The sequence below is a fragment of the Streptomyces sp. NRRL B-24484 genome (assembly GCF_000717715.1).
In the GTDB taxonomy this organism is placed as follows: domain Bacteria; phylum Actinomycetota; class Actinomycetes; order Streptomycetales; family Streptomycetaceae; genus Kitasatospora.
This window is the reverse complement of record NZ_JOAI01000010.1, coordinates 105,381-120,739: the sequence shown is the minus strand read 5'-3', so window position 1 is coordinate 120,739 and position 15,359 is coordinate 105,381. Positions and strand designations below refer to the sequence as shown.

13 protein-coding genes are annotated in these 15,359 nt (G+C 75.9%); 8 read left to right on the top strand and 5 right to left on the bottom strand.

Annotated elements, in window-relative coordinates; translation table 11 throughout:
• Nucleotides 1-96: 96 nt before the first annotated feature.
• Nucleotides 97-885: a TetR/AcrR family transcriptional regulator gene (locus tag IE98_RS0111735; RefSeq protein ID WP_078660939.1), complete on the top strand. Its 789-nt coding sequence runs from the start codon at nt 97-99 to the stop codon at nt 883-885.
• Between the two features lie 66 nt (nt 886-951).
• On the opposite strand, the gene IE98_RS0111730 is transcribed toward IE98_RS0111735, so the two are convergent.
• The 3 genes from IE98_RS0111730 to IE98_RS0111720 all read right to left on the bottom strand — a co-directional run bounded on the left by IE98_RS0111730 (nt 952) and on the right by IE98_RS0111720 (nt 3,518).
• Complete coding sequence (locus IE98_RS0111730; RefSeq protein ID WP_030267998.1) at nt 952-1,812, bottom strand: fumarylacetoacetate hydrolase family protein; 861 nt, start codon at nt 1,810-1,812, stop codon at nt 952-954.
• Nucleotides 1,813-2,041: 229 nt separating this feature from the next.
• Entirely contained in the window at nt 2,042-3,127 is a 1,086-nt protein-coding gene (locus IE98_RS0111725) for a DUF6745 domain-containing protein (protein WP_052390417.1), read from the bottom strand.
• A 64-nt stretch (nt 3,128-3,191) separates the two neighbouring features.
• Nucleotides 3,192-3,518, bottom strand: a complete 327-nt coding sequence (locus IE98_RS0111720; RefSeq protein WP_030267996.1) for a hypothetical protein — start codon at nt 3,516-3,518, stop codon at nt 3,192-3,194.
• A gap of 160 nt (nt 3,519-3,678) precedes the next feature.
• Here IE98_RS0111720 and IE98_RS0111715 point away from each other — a divergent pair, with 160 nt between their 5' ends.
• The 6 genes from IE98_RS0111715 to IE98_RS0111690 are packed head-to-tail and all read left to right on the top strand — an operon-like array spanning nt 3,679 to nt 9,766.
• Nucleotides 3,679-4,632 (top strand): STM4015 family protein, encoded by a 954-nt coding sequence (locus tag IE98_RS0111715; protein WP_030267995.1) that lies wholly within the window; start codon nt 3,679-3,681, stop codon nt 4,630-4,632.
• Nucleotides 4,633-4,654: 22 nt separating this feature from the next.
• Nucleotides 4,655-5,581: an STM4015 family protein gene (locus IE98_RS0111710; protein ID WP_030267994.1), complete on the top strand. Its 927-nt coding sequence runs from the start codon at nt 4,655-4,657 to the stop codon at nt 5,579-5,581.
• 3 nt (nt 5,582-5,584) lie between these two features.
• Entirely contained in the window at nt 5,585-6,709 is a 1,125-nt protein-coding gene (locus tag IE98_RS47855) for an STM4014 family protein (RefSeq protein ID WP_030267993.1), read from the top strand.
• 17 nt (nt 6,710-6,726) lie between these two features.
• On the top strand, nt 6,727-7,548 hold the full coding sequence (locus tag IE98_RS0111700) for an STM4013/SEN3800 family hydrolase (RefSeq protein ID WP_043173992.1): 822 nt from the start codon (nt 6,727-6,729) through the stop codon (nt 7,546-7,548).
• Nucleotides 7,545-8,876: an STM4012 family radical SAM protein gene (locus tag IE98_RS0111695; protein ID WP_030267991.1), complete on the top strand. Its 1,332-nt coding sequence runs from the start codon at nt 7,545-7,547 to the stop codon at nt 8,874-8,876. Before IE98_RS0111700 ends, IE98_RS0111695 begins: the two co-directional genes overlap by 4 nt.
• 44 nt (nt 8,877-8,920) lie before the next feature.
• On the top strand, nt 8,921-9,766 hold the full coding sequence (locus tag IE98_RS0111690) for an STM4011 family radical SAM protein (RefSeq protein WP_030267990.1): 846 nt from the start codon (nt 8,921-8,923) through the stop codon (nt 9,764-9,766).
• A 30-nt stretch (nt 9,767-9,796) separates the two neighbouring features.
• Here the strand turns inward: IE98_RS0111690 and IE98_RS0111685 are convergent, their stop codons facing one another.
• The gene (locus IE98_RS0111685) at nt 9,797-11,269 is read right to left on the bottom strand and encodes a tetratricopeptide repeat protein (protein WP_030267989.1); all 1,473 of its coding nucleotides are present in this window, start codon (nt 11,267-11,269) and stop codon (nt 9,797-9,799) included.
• Nucleotides 11,270-11,420: 151 nt separating this feature from the next.
• Here IE98_RS0111685 and IE98_RS0111680 point away from each other — a divergent pair, with 151 nt between their 5' ends.
• Nucleotides 11,421-13,712: an FdhF/YdeP family oxidoreductase gene (locus IE98_RS0111680; RefSeq protein WP_030267988.1), complete on the top strand. Its 2,292-nt coding sequence runs from the start codon at nt 11,421-11,423 to the stop codon at nt 13,710-13,712.
• 82 nt (nt 13,713-13,794) lie between these two features.
• On the opposite strand, the gene IE98_RS0111675 is transcribed toward IE98_RS0111680, so the two are convergent.
• Complete coding sequence (locus tag IE98_RS0111675; RefSeq protein ID WP_159400888.1) at nt 13,795-15,255, bottom strand: C40 family peptidase; 1,461 nt, start codon at nt 15,253-15,255, stop codon at nt 13,795-13,797.
• Nucleotides 15,256-15,359 lie beyond the last annotated feature (104 nt).

Here is a 15,359-nt window from a genome sequence, read left to right as displayed (position 1 = left end):
TCGGCCGGGCATCGATGCGGCACCGGGGCGGCGAGGTGCGGAAACGGGCGGTGCGGGCGCTCCCCCACGGCGGGTCGAAGCCCTAGGCTGGCGGCCATGGCAGCCAGATCAGCGACTCCGCCCGACGCTCCCGCCGACGAGCCGGCGGAGGAGCGGCCGCGCCGGGCCTCGTACCGCCGGCTGTCGGTCGAGCAGCGCCGGGAGCAGCTGATCGCGGTGGCGCTGGAGCTGTTCAGCTCGCGGCCGCCGGAGGAGGTCGGCCTGGACGACGTGGCGCAGGCGGCGGGCGCCTCGCGCCCGCTGGTCTACCGCTACTTCGCGGGCGGCAAGCAGCAGTTGTACGAGGCGGCGCTGCGCAGCGCCGCCGAGGAGCTGAGCCGCCGGTTCACGGTGAGCGGCCCCGGTTCGCCGACCGAGCAGCTGTCGGGCGTGCTGGACGCCTACTTCGACTTCGTGGCGGAGCACGCGGCGGGCTACGGCGCGCTGCTGCGCGGCGGTTCGGTGGTGGAGACGGCGCGGACCTCGGCGATCGTCGACGAGGTCCGGCGGGTGGCGCTGCGGCGGACGCTGCGGTACCTGGGGGTGCGGACGGCCGGGCCGCGGCTGACCCTGCTGGTGCGGTCCTGGATCTCCGTGGTGGAGGCGTCCGCGCTGAGCTGGCTGGACGAGGGCCGGCAGATCCCGAAGGAGTCGCTGCGGGACTGGCTGGTGGACGAGTTCGTCGCGATGAGCGCCGCCACGGCGGCGCACGACCGGCAGGCGGCCCGGATGCTGGCCGGGGTGCTGGCGCTGGAGCCCCCGGACGGGCCCGCGGCCGCGCTGGTGGCGCGGCTGCGGGCGCTCCTGCCGGAGCAGTCGGACGACCCGGACCGGGGCAGGACCTGAGGCGTACGGATGCCTCCCGGGGGCACCCGGGGGGTGCCTCCGGCGGTGGCCCGCCGAAGGTGGTTCCTAGGCGTTCGCCAGGAGTTGGCGCTGGCGGCCGAGGCTGCCGACTTCGAGTTCGACGACGTCGCCGGGCCGCAGGAACGACGCGCCGGGGTGGCCGAGGGTGACGCCGGCCGGGGTGCCGGTGACGACGACGTCGCCGGGCTCCAGCACCATGAAGCGGCTGAGGTAGCGGAGGGTCTCCAGCACCGGGAAGATCATGTCGGCGGTGCTGCCGTCCTGCCGGAGGGCGCCGTTGACCCAGAGTCTGAGCGGGAGCCGCTGCGGGTCGCCGACCTCGTCGGCGGTGACCAGCCAGGGCCCGAGCGGGGTGAAGGTCTCGGCGGACTTGCCCTTGTCCCACTGGCCGCCGCGTTCGTGCTGGAAGGCGCGTTCGGTGACGTCGTTGGCGGTGGTGTAGCCCGCGACGACGGCCGCCGCCTCGGCGTCGCTCTCCAGGTAGCGGGCGGTGCGGCCGATCACCACGGCGAGTTCGGCCTCGTAGTCGGTCTTCTCGGAGCCGCGCGGGATGAGCACGGTGTCGTTGGGGCCCACGACGGTGTTGCTGGGCTTGAGGAAGACGACCGGTTCGGCGGGGATCGCGGCGCCGGCCTCGGCCGCGTGGTCGCGGTAGTTGAGGCCGATGCCGACCACCTTGCCGGGGCGGGCCACCGGGGCGCCGATCCGCAGGCCGTCGAGGTCGATCCGGGGCAGCGCCCCGGCGGCGGCCTCGGCGGCCAGGGCGGCGGCGGCCGCCCGGTCGAGGCCGGCGAGGAAGGCGCCGTCGATGTCGCGGGTGCGTCCGGAGAGGTCGTACGCGCTGCCGTCGGGGCCGAGGACCGCGGGGCGCTCGGCGCCCGCGGGGCCGACTCGGAGGAGCTTCACTGGCCGTCACCACCTGGTTCGTCGCATGTCGACGGGAGTCCACACACCTCGCCGCCCTATGCATCCGAGGTATATCAACGGCTCTGACCTGCGAACCAGTGGGTGCCCTTCGGCGAATTCCTATCAATTCACACAATCGCGGGAGGGTCGGAATCGGCCGCCCGTACGGTTGACAACCGCCGCCCGACCGGGGACCGCCGGGTCGACGGCCGACCCCGGGCAGCGCCGGTCAGGTCTCCCGTGCCGGCCGGTACTCCTCCTCCGGCACGCCGAAGGTCCAGGCGACCCCGGCGCGGGCGGTGCGGGTCGACGGCGGGACGCGCAGCCAGTAGGTGCGGAAGGTGCCGTCCGGCTCGGCCGTGGAGTTGACCACCTCGACCATCACCACCGGCTCGTCGTCCGGCAGGACGATCCGCCAGAGCACGCCGGTCTCGTCGCGGTGCAGCGGCTCGGCGCCGGACTCGGCGAGGTAGCGGTCGTAGCCGTAGTGCTCCAGCATCACCCGGCGCAGCTCGGCGTTCTCCTCCGCGCGGATCGACTCCGGGGTGAGGCCGCCGAGGCCGTCCAGGAAGTCCGCGGGCACCGGCATGCCGCGCCAGGCGTGCAGGGCGGTGCCGTCCGCCCAGGCGAGGGCCGGGCCGTCGGCCCGGTCGAGCCGGCCGGCCTCGTCCCGGTGCAGTTCGGTGGGCCGCTCGGCGATCAGCACGACCTGCTCGTACGGCCACCACCAGCCGGTCCGCCGGGCGGCGTCGGCGAGCGGGGCGAGCGCGGGCCCGTCGAGTTCGCCGGCGGCGTCGAAGGCGGCCAGCCAGGGTGCGTCGTGCTGGCCGAGGACGGCGTCGAGCAGTGCGACCCGGACGGCCGCGCGGGCGGCGCGGGCCCGGCTGCGGACCTCGGTGTCGTCGTCCGGACCGGCCTCCGGGGCGAGGCCGTCCAGGACGGCGCCGCGGATCCGGCCGGCCAGTGCCTGGTTCTGCGTCCACAGCTCGCCGCCGGTGAGCGCCCACAGCTCGGCCCAGCCGGGAGCGCCGAGCCGGGCGTGCACCCGGGCGCGGGCCTGCTCCCAGGGACGGGTGCGGACCTCCTCGCGGACACCGGCCGCGCCCTCGGCGCGCAGTGCGAGCGCGGCCCGGACGGCGGCGAGCGGGGAGTCGAACCAGCGCACCTCGGCGGGCTCGGGCAGGCCTGCGGCACGGTACGCGGCGCGCACCGCCCGCTCGGTGGCGGCGCGGTCCGCCGCTCCGGTGGCCGCCGCGGCGGCGCGCCAGCGGGCGGTCGCCCCGGCGGGGGCGCTCTGCTCCAGGGTGTCGGTCATCGTGCTCGTCCTTCCTCGTCCCGTCCGTGCTCGCTCCGTGCCGGGGCCGGTGCCCGGCACGCGCTCAGTCCGCCACGACGCGTACCGCGCCGGGCACGTACTCGCGCTGCCGCACCACCCGGTACCAGCCCTTGGGCAGCGGGATCGCGGCGTGCTCCTCGTGCACCACCCGGCCGCCCTCGGGCAGGTGCAGCCAGGCGGTGCCGAACGGGCCGGCCTCCCGCCGCAGCGTGCCCGGTCCGACCACCGCGTGGGCGTGCCCGGTGACCTCGCCGAGCGCCAGCACCAGCCGGCCGCGGGCGTCCCGCGGCAGCGCCGGCAGGTCGGCCACCACGCGCGGCACCGCGTCCTCCTCCACCGGCACGATCAGCACGTCACCCTGGCGGTACATGTGGCACTCCCCGGCTCCGGGCCGACGGGGTGCCGGCCGCAACGGGGGGAAAGCTAGGGCCCGGCTCTGACAGCGCGTCGGCGGGCGGCCCCTCGCGCCGGGGTGTCGGCCGCGCCTGGTAGACAGAACCCGGCCGACCGGACGTTCCCAGGAGCAGCGCATGGCGATCAGCAAGCACATCGAGGAGTTCGGCGGGCTGCCCGTCGTGGACGTCCTGGCCGCCCTGGAGGACGGCCGCGAGCTGCCCGCCGCCGACGCCGCCGCCTGGCGGATCGCCCTGGAGTACGACGACGCGAGGACCTTCGCCGAGGCCTGGCAGCGCTTCCTCGGCGCCGTCGACACCGGGCGGGTCACCACCGTCGTGATCGGCAACTGGTCGCAGGAGGAGCCGGAGCAGCTCGCCGGTCCGCTCGCCGAGATCACCGGTGCCGCCGGCCGGCTGCCCGCGCTGCGCGCCCTGTTCGTCGGTGACATCACCTTCGAGGAGTGCGAGATCTCCTGGCTGCAGATGTGCGACATCACCCCGCTGTTCGAGGCCTTCCCCCGGTTGGAGGAGCTGGTCGTGCGCGGCGCCGGCGAGGACTGGGAGGGCAACGGCGGGCTGGAGCTCACCCCGCTGCGGCACGAGCACCTGCGCCGGCTGCGGTTCGAGGCCGGCGGCCTGCCCGGCAGCGTCGTGCGGTCCGTCGCGGCCTGTGACTTCCCCGTGCTGGAGAGCCTGGAGCTGTGGCTCGGCGTCGACAACTACGGCGGCGACTGGACGCTGGACGACCTCGCGCCCTTCCTCGCCGGCACCCGGCTGCCCGCGCTGCGCCGGCTCGGCCTGCAGAACACCACGCAGCAGGACGAGGTCTGCGCCCGCGTCGCGCAGGCCCCCGTGGTGGCCCGTCTGGAGCACCTCGCGCTCTCCATGGGCGCGCTCACCGACGAGGGGGCCGCCGCCCTGCTGGAGGGCCAGCCGCTCACCCACCTCGCCTCGCTCGACCTGCACCACCACTACCTCACCGAGGAGATGCAGCAGCGGCTGCGCCAGGCGCTGCCGGGCGTGGCGGTCGACCTCTCCGACGCCCAGAAGTGGGACGACAACTGGCGCTACGTCGCCGTCTCCGAGTGACCGGGACAGTCTGGAGCCACCGATGACCGACACCTTCCACGGCCTGCCCGTGCACCAGCTGCTCACCTCCCTCGACCGCGGCGAGGAGCTGCCCGCCGCCGACGCGGCCGCCTGGCGGATCAGCCTCGGCTACCGGTACGGCGGCAAGACGGAGTTCGCGGAGGCCTGGCAGCGCTTCCTGGACGCCGTCGACACCACGCAGGTGCGCGCCCTCGTCGTCGGCGCCTGGTGGGCCGGCGACTACGACGGCCTGGACGGGCCGCTCGCCGAGATCACCGCCGCCGCCGACCGGCTGCCCGCCCTGGAGGCGCTCTTCCTCGGCGACGTCGGCTACGAGGAGTGTGAGATCTCCTGGCTGGAGATGTGCGACATCACGCCGGTGTTCGAGGCCCTCCCCCGACTGGAGGAACTGGTCGTGCGCGGCGGCAACGGCCTGCGGCTGCGCCCCGTCCGCCACGAGCGGCTCAGCTCGGTCCGCTTCGAGTCCGGCGGCCTGCCGGCCCGGGTGGTCCGCGCCCTCGGCGAGTGCGAGTTCCCCGCGCTGGCGGAGCTCGACCTGTGGCTCGGCGTCGACGAGTACGGCGGCGACCACACCCTGGAGGACATGGCGGCGCTGCTCACCGCCACCCGGCTGCCCGCGCTGCGCCGGCTCGGCCTGCAGAACAGCGAGTACCAGGACGACATCGCCGCAGCCGTCGCGCAGGCCCCGGTCGTGGCGCGGCTGGAGCACCTCGCCCTCGGCATGGGCGTGCTGACGGACGAGGGCGCCGCCGCCCTGCTGGAGGGCCAGCCGCTCACCCACCTCGCCTCGCTCGACCTGCACCACCACTACCTCTCCGAGGAGATGCAGCAGCGGGTCGCCGAGGCGCTGGCCGGCGTCGACGTCGACCTGTCCGAGGCGGAGGACGAGGAGGACGAGGAGGACCGCTACGTGGCGGTCTCCGAGTAGCCGATGACCGACCGGCTCACCGTCCTCGGCAACCCGGGCCACCGCCGCGTCCTGCTGTTCGCGGCGGCGGCGCGGGCCGCCGGGCTGCCCGAGCCCGCCGTGCTGCCGTGGCTGGACGTGCTGCGCGGCGGGTACACGTTGCCGCCCGGCACCGTGCTGCGGATCGACTCCCCCGGCGAGGACGCGGCGGTCGACGCGCTGCTGCGCGGGCCGGTGCTCGGCGCCGGGTACGCGCCGACCCGGGTCGAGGGCGGCGCCGCCTGGTACGCCGGGGTGTGCGCGGCGCTGCACGGCCTCGCCGCGCGGCCCGGCGTGCGGCTGCTCGGCGACCCGGCGGAGATCGCGGTGATGTTCGACAAGCGGTCCGCGCACCGGCGGCTCGCGGCGGCCGGCGTGCCGGTGCCGCCCGCGCTCGACGGGCCGCCGCCGCAGGGCTGGGCGGAGCTGACGGAACGGCTGTCGGCGGCCCGGATGCGCCGGGTGTTCCTGAAACCGGTGCACGGCTCCTCGGCCTCCGGCGTGGTGGCCCTGGAGTTCGGGCCGCGCGGCCAGGTGCAGGCCACCACCTCCGCCGAGCTCGCCCCGGACGGCCTGCACAACTCGCTGCGGGTGCGCCGCTACCGCACCCCGGCGGAGGTCGCCGCCCTGGTCGACGCGCTCGCCCCGGACGGCCTGCACGTCGAGCAGTGGGTGCCGAAGGCCTCCCAGGGCGGCCGCTCGGCCGACCTGCGGGTGGTCGTGGTCGCCGGCCGGGCCACCCACGCGGTGGTGCGCACCAGCACCCGCCCGATGACCAACCTGCACCTGGGCGGTGCCCGCGGCGACCTGGCGCTCGCCCGGGAGACCGCCGGCCCGGCCTGGCCCCGGCTGCTGGAGACGGCGGAGCGGGCCGCGGCCTGCTTCCCGAACTCCCCCATGGTCGGCGTGGACGTGCTGCCGACCGCCGGCTGGCGGGGCGCCGTGGTCGGCGAGGTGAACGCCTTCGGCGACCTGCTGCCCGGCCTCACCGGCCTGCCCGGCGGTCCCGCCGAGGGCCTGGACACCTACGGCACCCAGATCGCCGCCCTGCTGCACACCGGCCCCCACCGGGGGCCCGCTCGCACCACCCGGACGGAACCACCCCGATGAACCATCAGATGCCCGACATGAACGAGGTGATCGGCAGCCACGACCTGCTGCTGGTCACCCTGGACACGCTGCGCCTGGACGTCGCGCAGGAGCTGGCCGCGGCCGGCCGCATCCCGCACCTGGCGGCGCGCCTGCCCGGCGGGCGCTGGGAGGAGCGGCACACCCCGGGCAGCTTCACCTACGCGGCGCACCAGGCGATGCTGGCCGGATTCCTGCCGACCCCGGCGAGTCCGGACGGCCCGCACCCCCGGCTGTTCGCGGCCCGCTTCGCCGGCTCGGAGACGACCGAACCGCGCACCTGGGTCTTCGACACCCCCGACCTGCCCTCGGCGCTGGCCGGCGCCGGGTACCGGACGGTCTGCATCGGCGGGGTCGGCTTCTTCAACAAGCAGGGCCCGCTGGGCTCGGTGCTGCCGGGGCTGTTCCAGGAGTCGTACTGGGCACCGGAGATGGGCGTGCCCTCGCCCACCTCCTTCGAGGCGCAGGTCGCCCGCGCCGAGCAGGTCTGCGCCGAACAGCCGGACGGGCAGCCGCTGTTCCTCTTCGTCAACGTCTCCGCGCTGCACCAGCCGAACTGGTTCCACCTGCCCGGCGCGACCCGCGGGCACGGCGACACCCGGGAGAGCCACGCCGCCGCGCTGGAGTACGTGGACGCGCACATCGGCCGGCTGTTCGCGGCGATGGGCCGGCGCCGGCCCTGCTTCGCGATCGTCTGCTCCGACCACGGCACCTGCTACGGCGAGGACGGCTACACCGGCCACCGGCTGGGCCACCCGGTGGTCTGGACGGTCCCGTACGCGCACTTCGTGCTGAACGCCACCGAGGAGACCGTCCGATGAGCACCGCACCGGCCGCGGCCGACTCCCCGTACCGGGCGTACGTCTACGCCTACCCGCACAAGACCGCGTACCGGCCGCTGCCGGGGCGTCCGGCGCTGCGCGACCTCTGGGCGGGCGAGCCGCAGCACGCGCTCTCGCTCTACGTGCACGTGCCGTTCTGCGAGGTGCGCTGCGGCTTCTGCAACCTGTTCACCCGGATCGGCAGCCCCGAGGGGCTGACCACCGCCTACCTGGACGCGCTGGAGCGGCAGGCGTCGGCGGTGCGGGAGGCGCTGGACGCGGACGCCCGGTTCGCGCTCGCGGCCTTCGGCGGCGGCACGCCGACCTACCTGACCGCGGCCGAGCTGGAGCGGCTCTGCGACATCGCCGAGCAGCGGATGGGCGCCGACCTGCGGGCCGTCCCGCTCTCGGTGGAGGCCTCCCCCGACACCGCGACGGCCGACCGGCTCGCCGTCCTCGCCGAGCGCGGCACCACCCGGCTCAGCCTCGGCGTGCAGTCCTTCCTCGACGAGGAGGCCCGCTCGGCCGTCCGCCCGCAGAAGCGCGCGGCGGTGGAGGCGGCGCTCGGCCGCGTCCGGGCGGCGGGCATCCCGGTGCTCAACATCGACCTGATCTACGGCATCGACGGCCAGACCGAGAAGAGCTGGCTCGCCTCCCTGGACGCCGCGCTCGCCTGGCAGCCGGAGGAGCTGTACCTCTACCCGCTGTACGTGCGGCCGCTCACCGGCCTCGGCCGGCGCACCGCCGACGGCCCCGCACCCGAGTGGGACGCCCAGCGGCTCGCGCTCTACCGGGCCGGCCGGGACCACCTGCTGGCGTCCGGCTACGAGCAGGTGTCGATGCGGATGTTCCGCCGGACGGGCGCCGCCACCGCGAGTGCCGGCGAGTACGCCTGCCAGACCGACGGCATGGTCGGCCTCGGCTGCGGCGCCCGGTCGTACACCTCGTCCCTGCACTACTCCTTCGACTACGCGGTGGACGCCCGCGAGGTGCGCGGCATCATCGACGACTACGTCGCCGCCGGGGACTTCGGCCGGGCCGAGGTCGGCCGGGCGATGGACGCCGACGAGTCGCGCCGCCGCCACCTGCTGCAGTCGCTGCTGCAGGCCGACGGGCTCGAACTCGCCTCCTACCGGCGTCGGTTCGGATCCCTCCCGGCCGAGGACTTCGCCGCCGAACTGACCGCCTTCGAGGTCCGCGGCTGGCTCGCCGAGGCCCCCGGGCGGCTGGTGCTCTCCCCCGAGGGCCTGGCGCACTCGGACGCCGTCGGGCCGATGCTGTTCTCGCCCGCGGTGCAGGCCGCGATGGACGCGTACGAGGCGAAGTGACCGTCGACCTGGGGATGCCGGGCCCGTACCCGGCGCAGACCCCGATGGACCTCACCCTGCTCTACCGCGGCCCGCTGGCCTCCTGCGACTACGACTGCCCGTACTGCCCGTTCGCCAAGCGGCGGGACAGCCCGGGGCAGCTGCGGGCGGACCGCGCCGCGCTGGAGCGGTTCACCGACTGGGCCACCGCGCAGACCGGCGACACCCTCTCCCTGCTGTTCACCCCGTGGGGCGAGGGCCTGGTCCGCTCCTGGTACCGGCGGGCGCTCGTCGACCTCTCGCACCTGCCGCACGTGCGGCGGGTGGCGGTCCAGACCAACCTCAGCTGCCGCACCGACTGGCTCGCCGGGGCCGACCTCGACACCCTGGCCCTGTGGATCACCTACCACCCGGGGCAGGTCGACCGCGGACGCTTCCTGGCGAAGCTCCGGGAGCTGGCCGCGCTGGGCGTGCGGCACAGCGTCGGCATCGTCGGCGAGCCGGAACACCTCGATGCCGCACGGGAGTTGCGGGCAGATCTGCCCGCCTCGACCTACCTGTGGGTGAACGCCGCGGACGGCCGGAGCTACACCGACGAGCAGGCCGCCGCCTGGGCGGCCGTCGACCCGCTGTTCGGCTGGAGCCGGGACCCGCACCCGAGCGGCGGCCGCCCCTGCCGCACCGGCGAGTCGGTGGTCTCGGTGGACGGCGACGGCACGGTGCGGCGCTGCCACTTCGTCCGCCCGCCGCTCGGCAACCTCTACGACGGCTCCTACCGGGCCGGGTTGCTGCCCCGGCCGTGCCCGCTGCCGGTCTGCGACTGCCACATCGGCTACGTCCACATGACCGACCTGCCGCTGTACGACGTCTTCGCCGGCGGTGTCCTGGAGCGCGTCCCGCACGGCTGGTGACCCGCGCTGCGCGGCGCGGGTCACCCCCGGTCAGGCCGGGCCGAGCATCAGCTGGGTGGCCTGCTCCGCCGTCATCTCCTCCGGCACGGCGGCCAGCCGGGCCGCCAGGCTGCGGTGGCCGGTGGCCCGCTCCAGCTCGGTGAGGAAGGCGTCCGCCTCCTGGTCGGACGCGAAGTCCCAGACCAGCAGCCGGTGCACCATCGCGACCGCCGCGACCGGCGGCAGCCCGCCGCCGCCCGCCGCCCGCCGCCACTGCGGCACCAGCCGGCCGAGCGAGCAACGGGCCTCGCCGACCAGCGGGTGGGCCGGGCCGAGGTGGTGCTGCACCACCGGGATCAGCTCCAGCAGCATGCCGAAGGCCGACACCAGGTCACCGGTGAGCGCCACGGCGTGCGCCAGCCGGGCCTGCGAGGCCAGCGCCCGGGCGTCGTACGGGCCGAGCGTCTGCACCAGCGCCGGCTGCACCTCGCGCAGCAGGTGCACGGCGCCGAACGGATCCCCGGCCTCGCCCAGCGCCCGGGCCTGCTCCAACCGGACCTCCAGGGTGTCCGGGTCGCCCGGCCCGAGCGCCTGCGCGGCGTCGGCCGCGACCTGGCCGAGCAGGTGGACGGCGCCCCCGGCGTCGCCCGCGGCGCACCGCAGGCCGCCGAGCCGCCGCCAGGCGGCGAGGGAGTCACGGTCGTAGCGGCCGAGCAGCGAGGTCATCTCGCGGGCCACCGACTCCAGCAGGTGGACGGCCGCGTCCGGGGTGGGCGCCTCGTCGGCCCGGTCCCGCAGCCGCACCAGCAACTCCCGCACGGCGGGCGGGGCTTCGGGGCCGGCGGGCGCAGCTCCGTGCGGAGCGGCCGGGGTCGAGGTCGGAGCCGGGATCGGGGTCGCCGCCGGGGCCGGTGCCGGGATCGGGGCCGGGGCCGGGATCGGGGCCGCGGCGACCGGGCCGGCCGGCACCGGAGAGGGCCCGAAGCCCGGCAGACCCGCAGGCTGGGCCGGAACGCCGAGCGGGCCCGCGGGCACGGGCGGCGCGGGCGGCGCGGGCTGTGCAGGAGGTGCCGGCTGCGCGGGCGGGAATCCGGCGGACGGCTGGACCGGCGGGGCACCCGCCGCCGACGGCCCGAAGCCCTGCGGCACGGCCGCCGGAGCCGGGGCGGGCGTCGGCGGAGGTGCGGGGGCCGGCGAGGGAGTCGGGGCGGGGGTCGGCGCTCCCGCGGCACCGGTCTTGGCCAGTCGGATCCCCGTCGGCGCCGCCGGGGCGGGCAGCACGTAGTCCTGCGCGGCCTCCTCGGCGGCCGGGGCGACATCGGCAGCAGCGGCGGCAGGCGCAGCCAGCGCCCAGCCGTCCGCCGGCAGGGCGTCCCCTGGCACGGCGCCCGCAGGAACGGCGCCCGCGGGTGCGGCGCCCGCGGGCTCGGCGTCGGCGGTCCCGGCGGCCTGCGGCGGGACGGCGGGGGCGGTCGGCTCGGGCACCGGGCCGAAGCGGTCGGCGGGCTCCTCGATGGGCGGCATCCTCGGTCCTCGTTCGCTGCGGGTCGTCGACGGTGGACGGGCGCCATCCTCCCATCGACCGGGACCGTCCGGGTCCGCCGGAAGGTCCCGGTGCGAGGATGGAGGCGGGCCGCGGCGACGATGCCGCTGCCCGGGTGGAGGAGGACCCGTCATGGCCAAGCAGGCCCCGCAGAGCGATCCGGTGCAGGACGCGCCGCAGATTTCCGCGCCGAAGCACGCGGCGGCCGGCGTCCCGGCCGTGCTGCACAGCCTGAGGATGGCCGGCGAGCAGATGAGCGCCCGCCGCACGCTGGCCGTGCTGAGCAAGGTGAACCAGCCCGACGGCTTCGACTGCCCGGGCTGCGCCTGGCCCGAGCCGGGCAGGACGCACACCGCGGAGTTCTGCGAGAACGGCGCCAAGGCCGTCGCCGAGGAGGCCACCGAGCGCCGGATCACCGCCGAGTTCTTCGCCGCGCACCCGGTGTCGGAGCTCGCGGGGCGATCCGGGTACTGGCTGGGCCAGCAGGGCCGGCTGACCGGGCCGATGCTGCTCGACGAGGGCTCCGACCGGTACGTGCCGGTCTCCTGGGAGCGGGCCTTCGACATCGTGGCGGAGGAGCTGCGCGCCCTGGACACCCCGGACGGCGCCGCCTTCTACACCTCCGGCCGCACCAGCAACGAGGCGGCGTTCGCGTACCAGCTGTTCGCCCGCCGGCTCGGCACCAACAACCTGCCGGACTGCTCCAACATGTGCCACGAGTCGTCCGGTTCGGCACTGACCGAGACGCTCGGCGTGGGCAAGGGCAGCGTCTCGCTGAAGGACCTGTACCAGGCCGACCTGATCATCGTGGCCGGCCAGAACCCGGGCACCAACCACCCGCGGATGCTGTCCGCGCTGGAGCGGGCGAAGCGGGCCGGGGCGACGGTCGTCTCGGTCAACCCGCTGCCGGAGGCCGGCCTGGAGCGGTTCAAGAACCCGCAGAACGCCCGCGGTCTGGCCGCGAACGGCACCAAGCTGACCGACCTCTTCCTGCAGATCCGGCTCGGCGGCGACCTGGCGCTGTTCCGGGCGCTCAACCAGCTGGTGCTGGCCGCCGAGGGCGGCACGGACGAGGCGTTCATCGCCGAACACTGCCACGGCTTCGAGGAGTTCGCCGCCGAGGCGAAGTCCACCGACCGCGCCGAGGTGCTGGCCGCGACCGGTCTGCCGTGGGAGCAGATCGAGGAGCTGGCCCGTCTGGTGCTGGCCTCGAAGAAGATCATCGTGTGCTGGGCGATGGGCCTGACCCAGCACCGGCACGCCGTGGCGACGATCCGCGAGGTCGTCAACTTCCTGCTGCTGCGCGGCAACGTGGGCCGGCCGGGGGCGGGCGTGTGCCCGGTGCGCGGGCACAGCAACGTGCAGGGCGACCGGACGATGGGCATCTTCGAGCGGCCGAGCGCGGCCTTCCTGGACGCGCTCGGCCGGGAGTTCGACTTCGAGCCGCCGCGCGAGCACGGCCTGGACTCGGTGGACACCATCCGGGCGATGCGCGACGGCCGGGTGAAGGTGTTCTTCGCCATGGGCGGCAACTTCGTCGCCGCGACCCCGGACACCGAGGTCACCGAGGCCGCGATGCGCCGCTGCCGGCTCACCGTGCACGTCTCCACCAAGCTCAACCGCTCGCACGTGGTGACGGGCGCCCGGGCCCTGATCCTGCCGACGCTCGGCCGCACCGACCGCGACTGGACGGAGGCCGGGGCGCAGTTCGTCTCGGTCGAGGACTCGATGGGCATGGTGCACTCCTCGCGCGGCGGGCTGCGGCCGCCGTCCGACGGCCTGCTCTCCGAGGTGGCGATCGTCTGCCGGCTCGCCCGGGCCGCGCTCGGCCCCGGGGACCCGACCCCGTGGGAGGAGTTCGCGGTCTCGTACGACGCCGTGCGCGACCGGATCTCCCGGGTGGTGCCCGGCTTCGAGGACTTCAACGAGAAGGTGCGCCGCCCCGGCGGCTTCGCGCTGCCGCACGGGCCGCGCGACAGCCGGACCTTCCCGACCGCGACGGGGAGGGCCAACTTCACGGTCAACCCGCTCACCGCGCCCGAGGTGCCCGAGGGCCGGCTGCTGCTGCAGACGCTGCGCTCGCACGACCAGTACAACACCACGATCTACGGCCTGGACGACCGCTACCGCGGCATCACCGGCGGCCGCCGCGTGGTGCTGGTGAACCCGGCGGACGCCGAGCAGCTCGGCCTGGCCGACGGCCTGTACGTCGACCTGGTCGGCGAGTGGAAGGACGGCGTGGAGCGGCGGGCCCCGCACTTCCGGGTGGTGCACTACCCGGTGGCCCGGGGCGGCGCGGCCGCGTACTACCCGGAGACCAACGTGCTGGTGCCGCTGGACTCCACGGCGGAGATCAGCAACACCCCGACCTCCAAGGCCGTGGTGATCCGCTTCGAACCGGACACCGGCGCACCCGTCGGCTAGCCCGCGATGCACAGCGGCGCGCGGGGGCTCCCCCGCGCGCCGCTGTGCGTGGTGTCCGTGAACGGTGGGCCGCCGGCCCTGCCTACTGGGCGCTCGGGGTGCCCGAGGCCGGGGCCGAGGCCGTGCGGGAGGCGGACCCGGTGGTGCCGGCCGAGGCCGACGGGGTGCCGCTGCCGGTGGGCGTGCCCGAGCCCGACGGGGTGCCCGAGCCGGACGGGGTGCCACCGCCGCTCGGCGTCCCGCTGCCGCTCGGCGTGCCGGTGCCGGACGGGGTGCCCGTACCGGTGGCGGGCGGCGGGGTGGGCTTGGCCGGGGTCGGCTGGGTGGGCCGCGGCGGCAGGGTCGTCGGCTTCGCCGGGGCGATCCGCGAGGCGCCGACGGTGACCTGCGGCACCTTCCAGTCGCCGCCCTGGTCGTCGGCGACCGAGTCCGGGTCGGGCCGGACGGCGCCGAGGATCGGCATGGCACCGATCTTGGAGACCTTGACCACGTCACCGGTGTGCGGGGCCTGCACGATCAGGCCGCCGCCGATGTACATGCCGATGTGGGTGGCGCCGCCGAAGTAGACCACGAGGTCGCCGGGGCGGATCTGGTTCAGCGGGACGTGCTTGAGCTGCGCCCACTGCTCCTGGCTGGTGCGCGGGATCGGCTTGCCGGCGGCCAGCCAGGCCTGCGAGGTGAGGCCGGAGCAGTCGAAGACGTCCGGGCCGTCGCCGCCCCAGACGTAGTCCTTGCCGAGCTGCTTGAGCGCCCAGGCGACCGCCTTGCGGCCGGCCGTGGAGGGGGTGCGCTCGCCCTTGCCGAGGGCGCCGGAGGCGAGGAAGGCGAGCTGGGCCTCGTCGGCCTGCTGCCGCTCCAGGGCCTCCAGCTCGCTGCGCTGGGCACCCGTCAGCGAGCCGACCATGTCCTCGACGGCGGCGAGCCGCTGGGCCACGGCGGTCTTGGCGGCCTCCTGCTGGGTGGCGAGCGCGGTGGTCCTGATGAGCGCCTGCTCGGCCTGGGCCTGCAGCTCGACGAGGGTGGCCCGGTCCGACTTGAGGCGGTCCAGGAAGGCCTTCTGGGAGCGGCCCGCGGCGTCGAGCAGCTGGGCGATGACGACGGCCTGGTAGGGGTTCTCGGCGAGCATGAAGTCGGCGAGGTCGGAGGCCCGGCCGCTGCGGTACTGGGCGGCGGCGAGCTGGGCGGCGATGTCCACACCGGCGTTCACCGCGGCCTGCTGGGACGCGACCCGGGCGCGGAGGTCGGTGACCTGGGCCTGCTGGGCGGCCTGCTGGGCGACGGCGGCGTTGTACTGCTCGGTGGCGGCCTCGGCCTCCTGGTACAGCTGGTGCAGCCGGTCGAGCATCGGGCCGAGGGTGGTCTTGGCGTCGGCCAGCGGGTCGGCGCCGGCGGCCACGGTGACGGTCGGCGCCGGGGTCGGCGCGGCGTACGCGGCGGTGGCCAGCGGCAGCGACAGCGCGGCCGCGGCGAGCACCGTGCCGCACCGCAGGGCGGCCCGTACCCAGGGTCGGACGCCGTTCTCCGTACGCTGCCCAGCCGACATCGGCCGCCCTCCCCAGTCCAGCCCGGCCCGGGCCCGAGCCCGGTGATCTCTGTGGAGAATCCTGCCATGTGACCGGCAGGTAACGGCAGGGGGCCTGCGGTCCG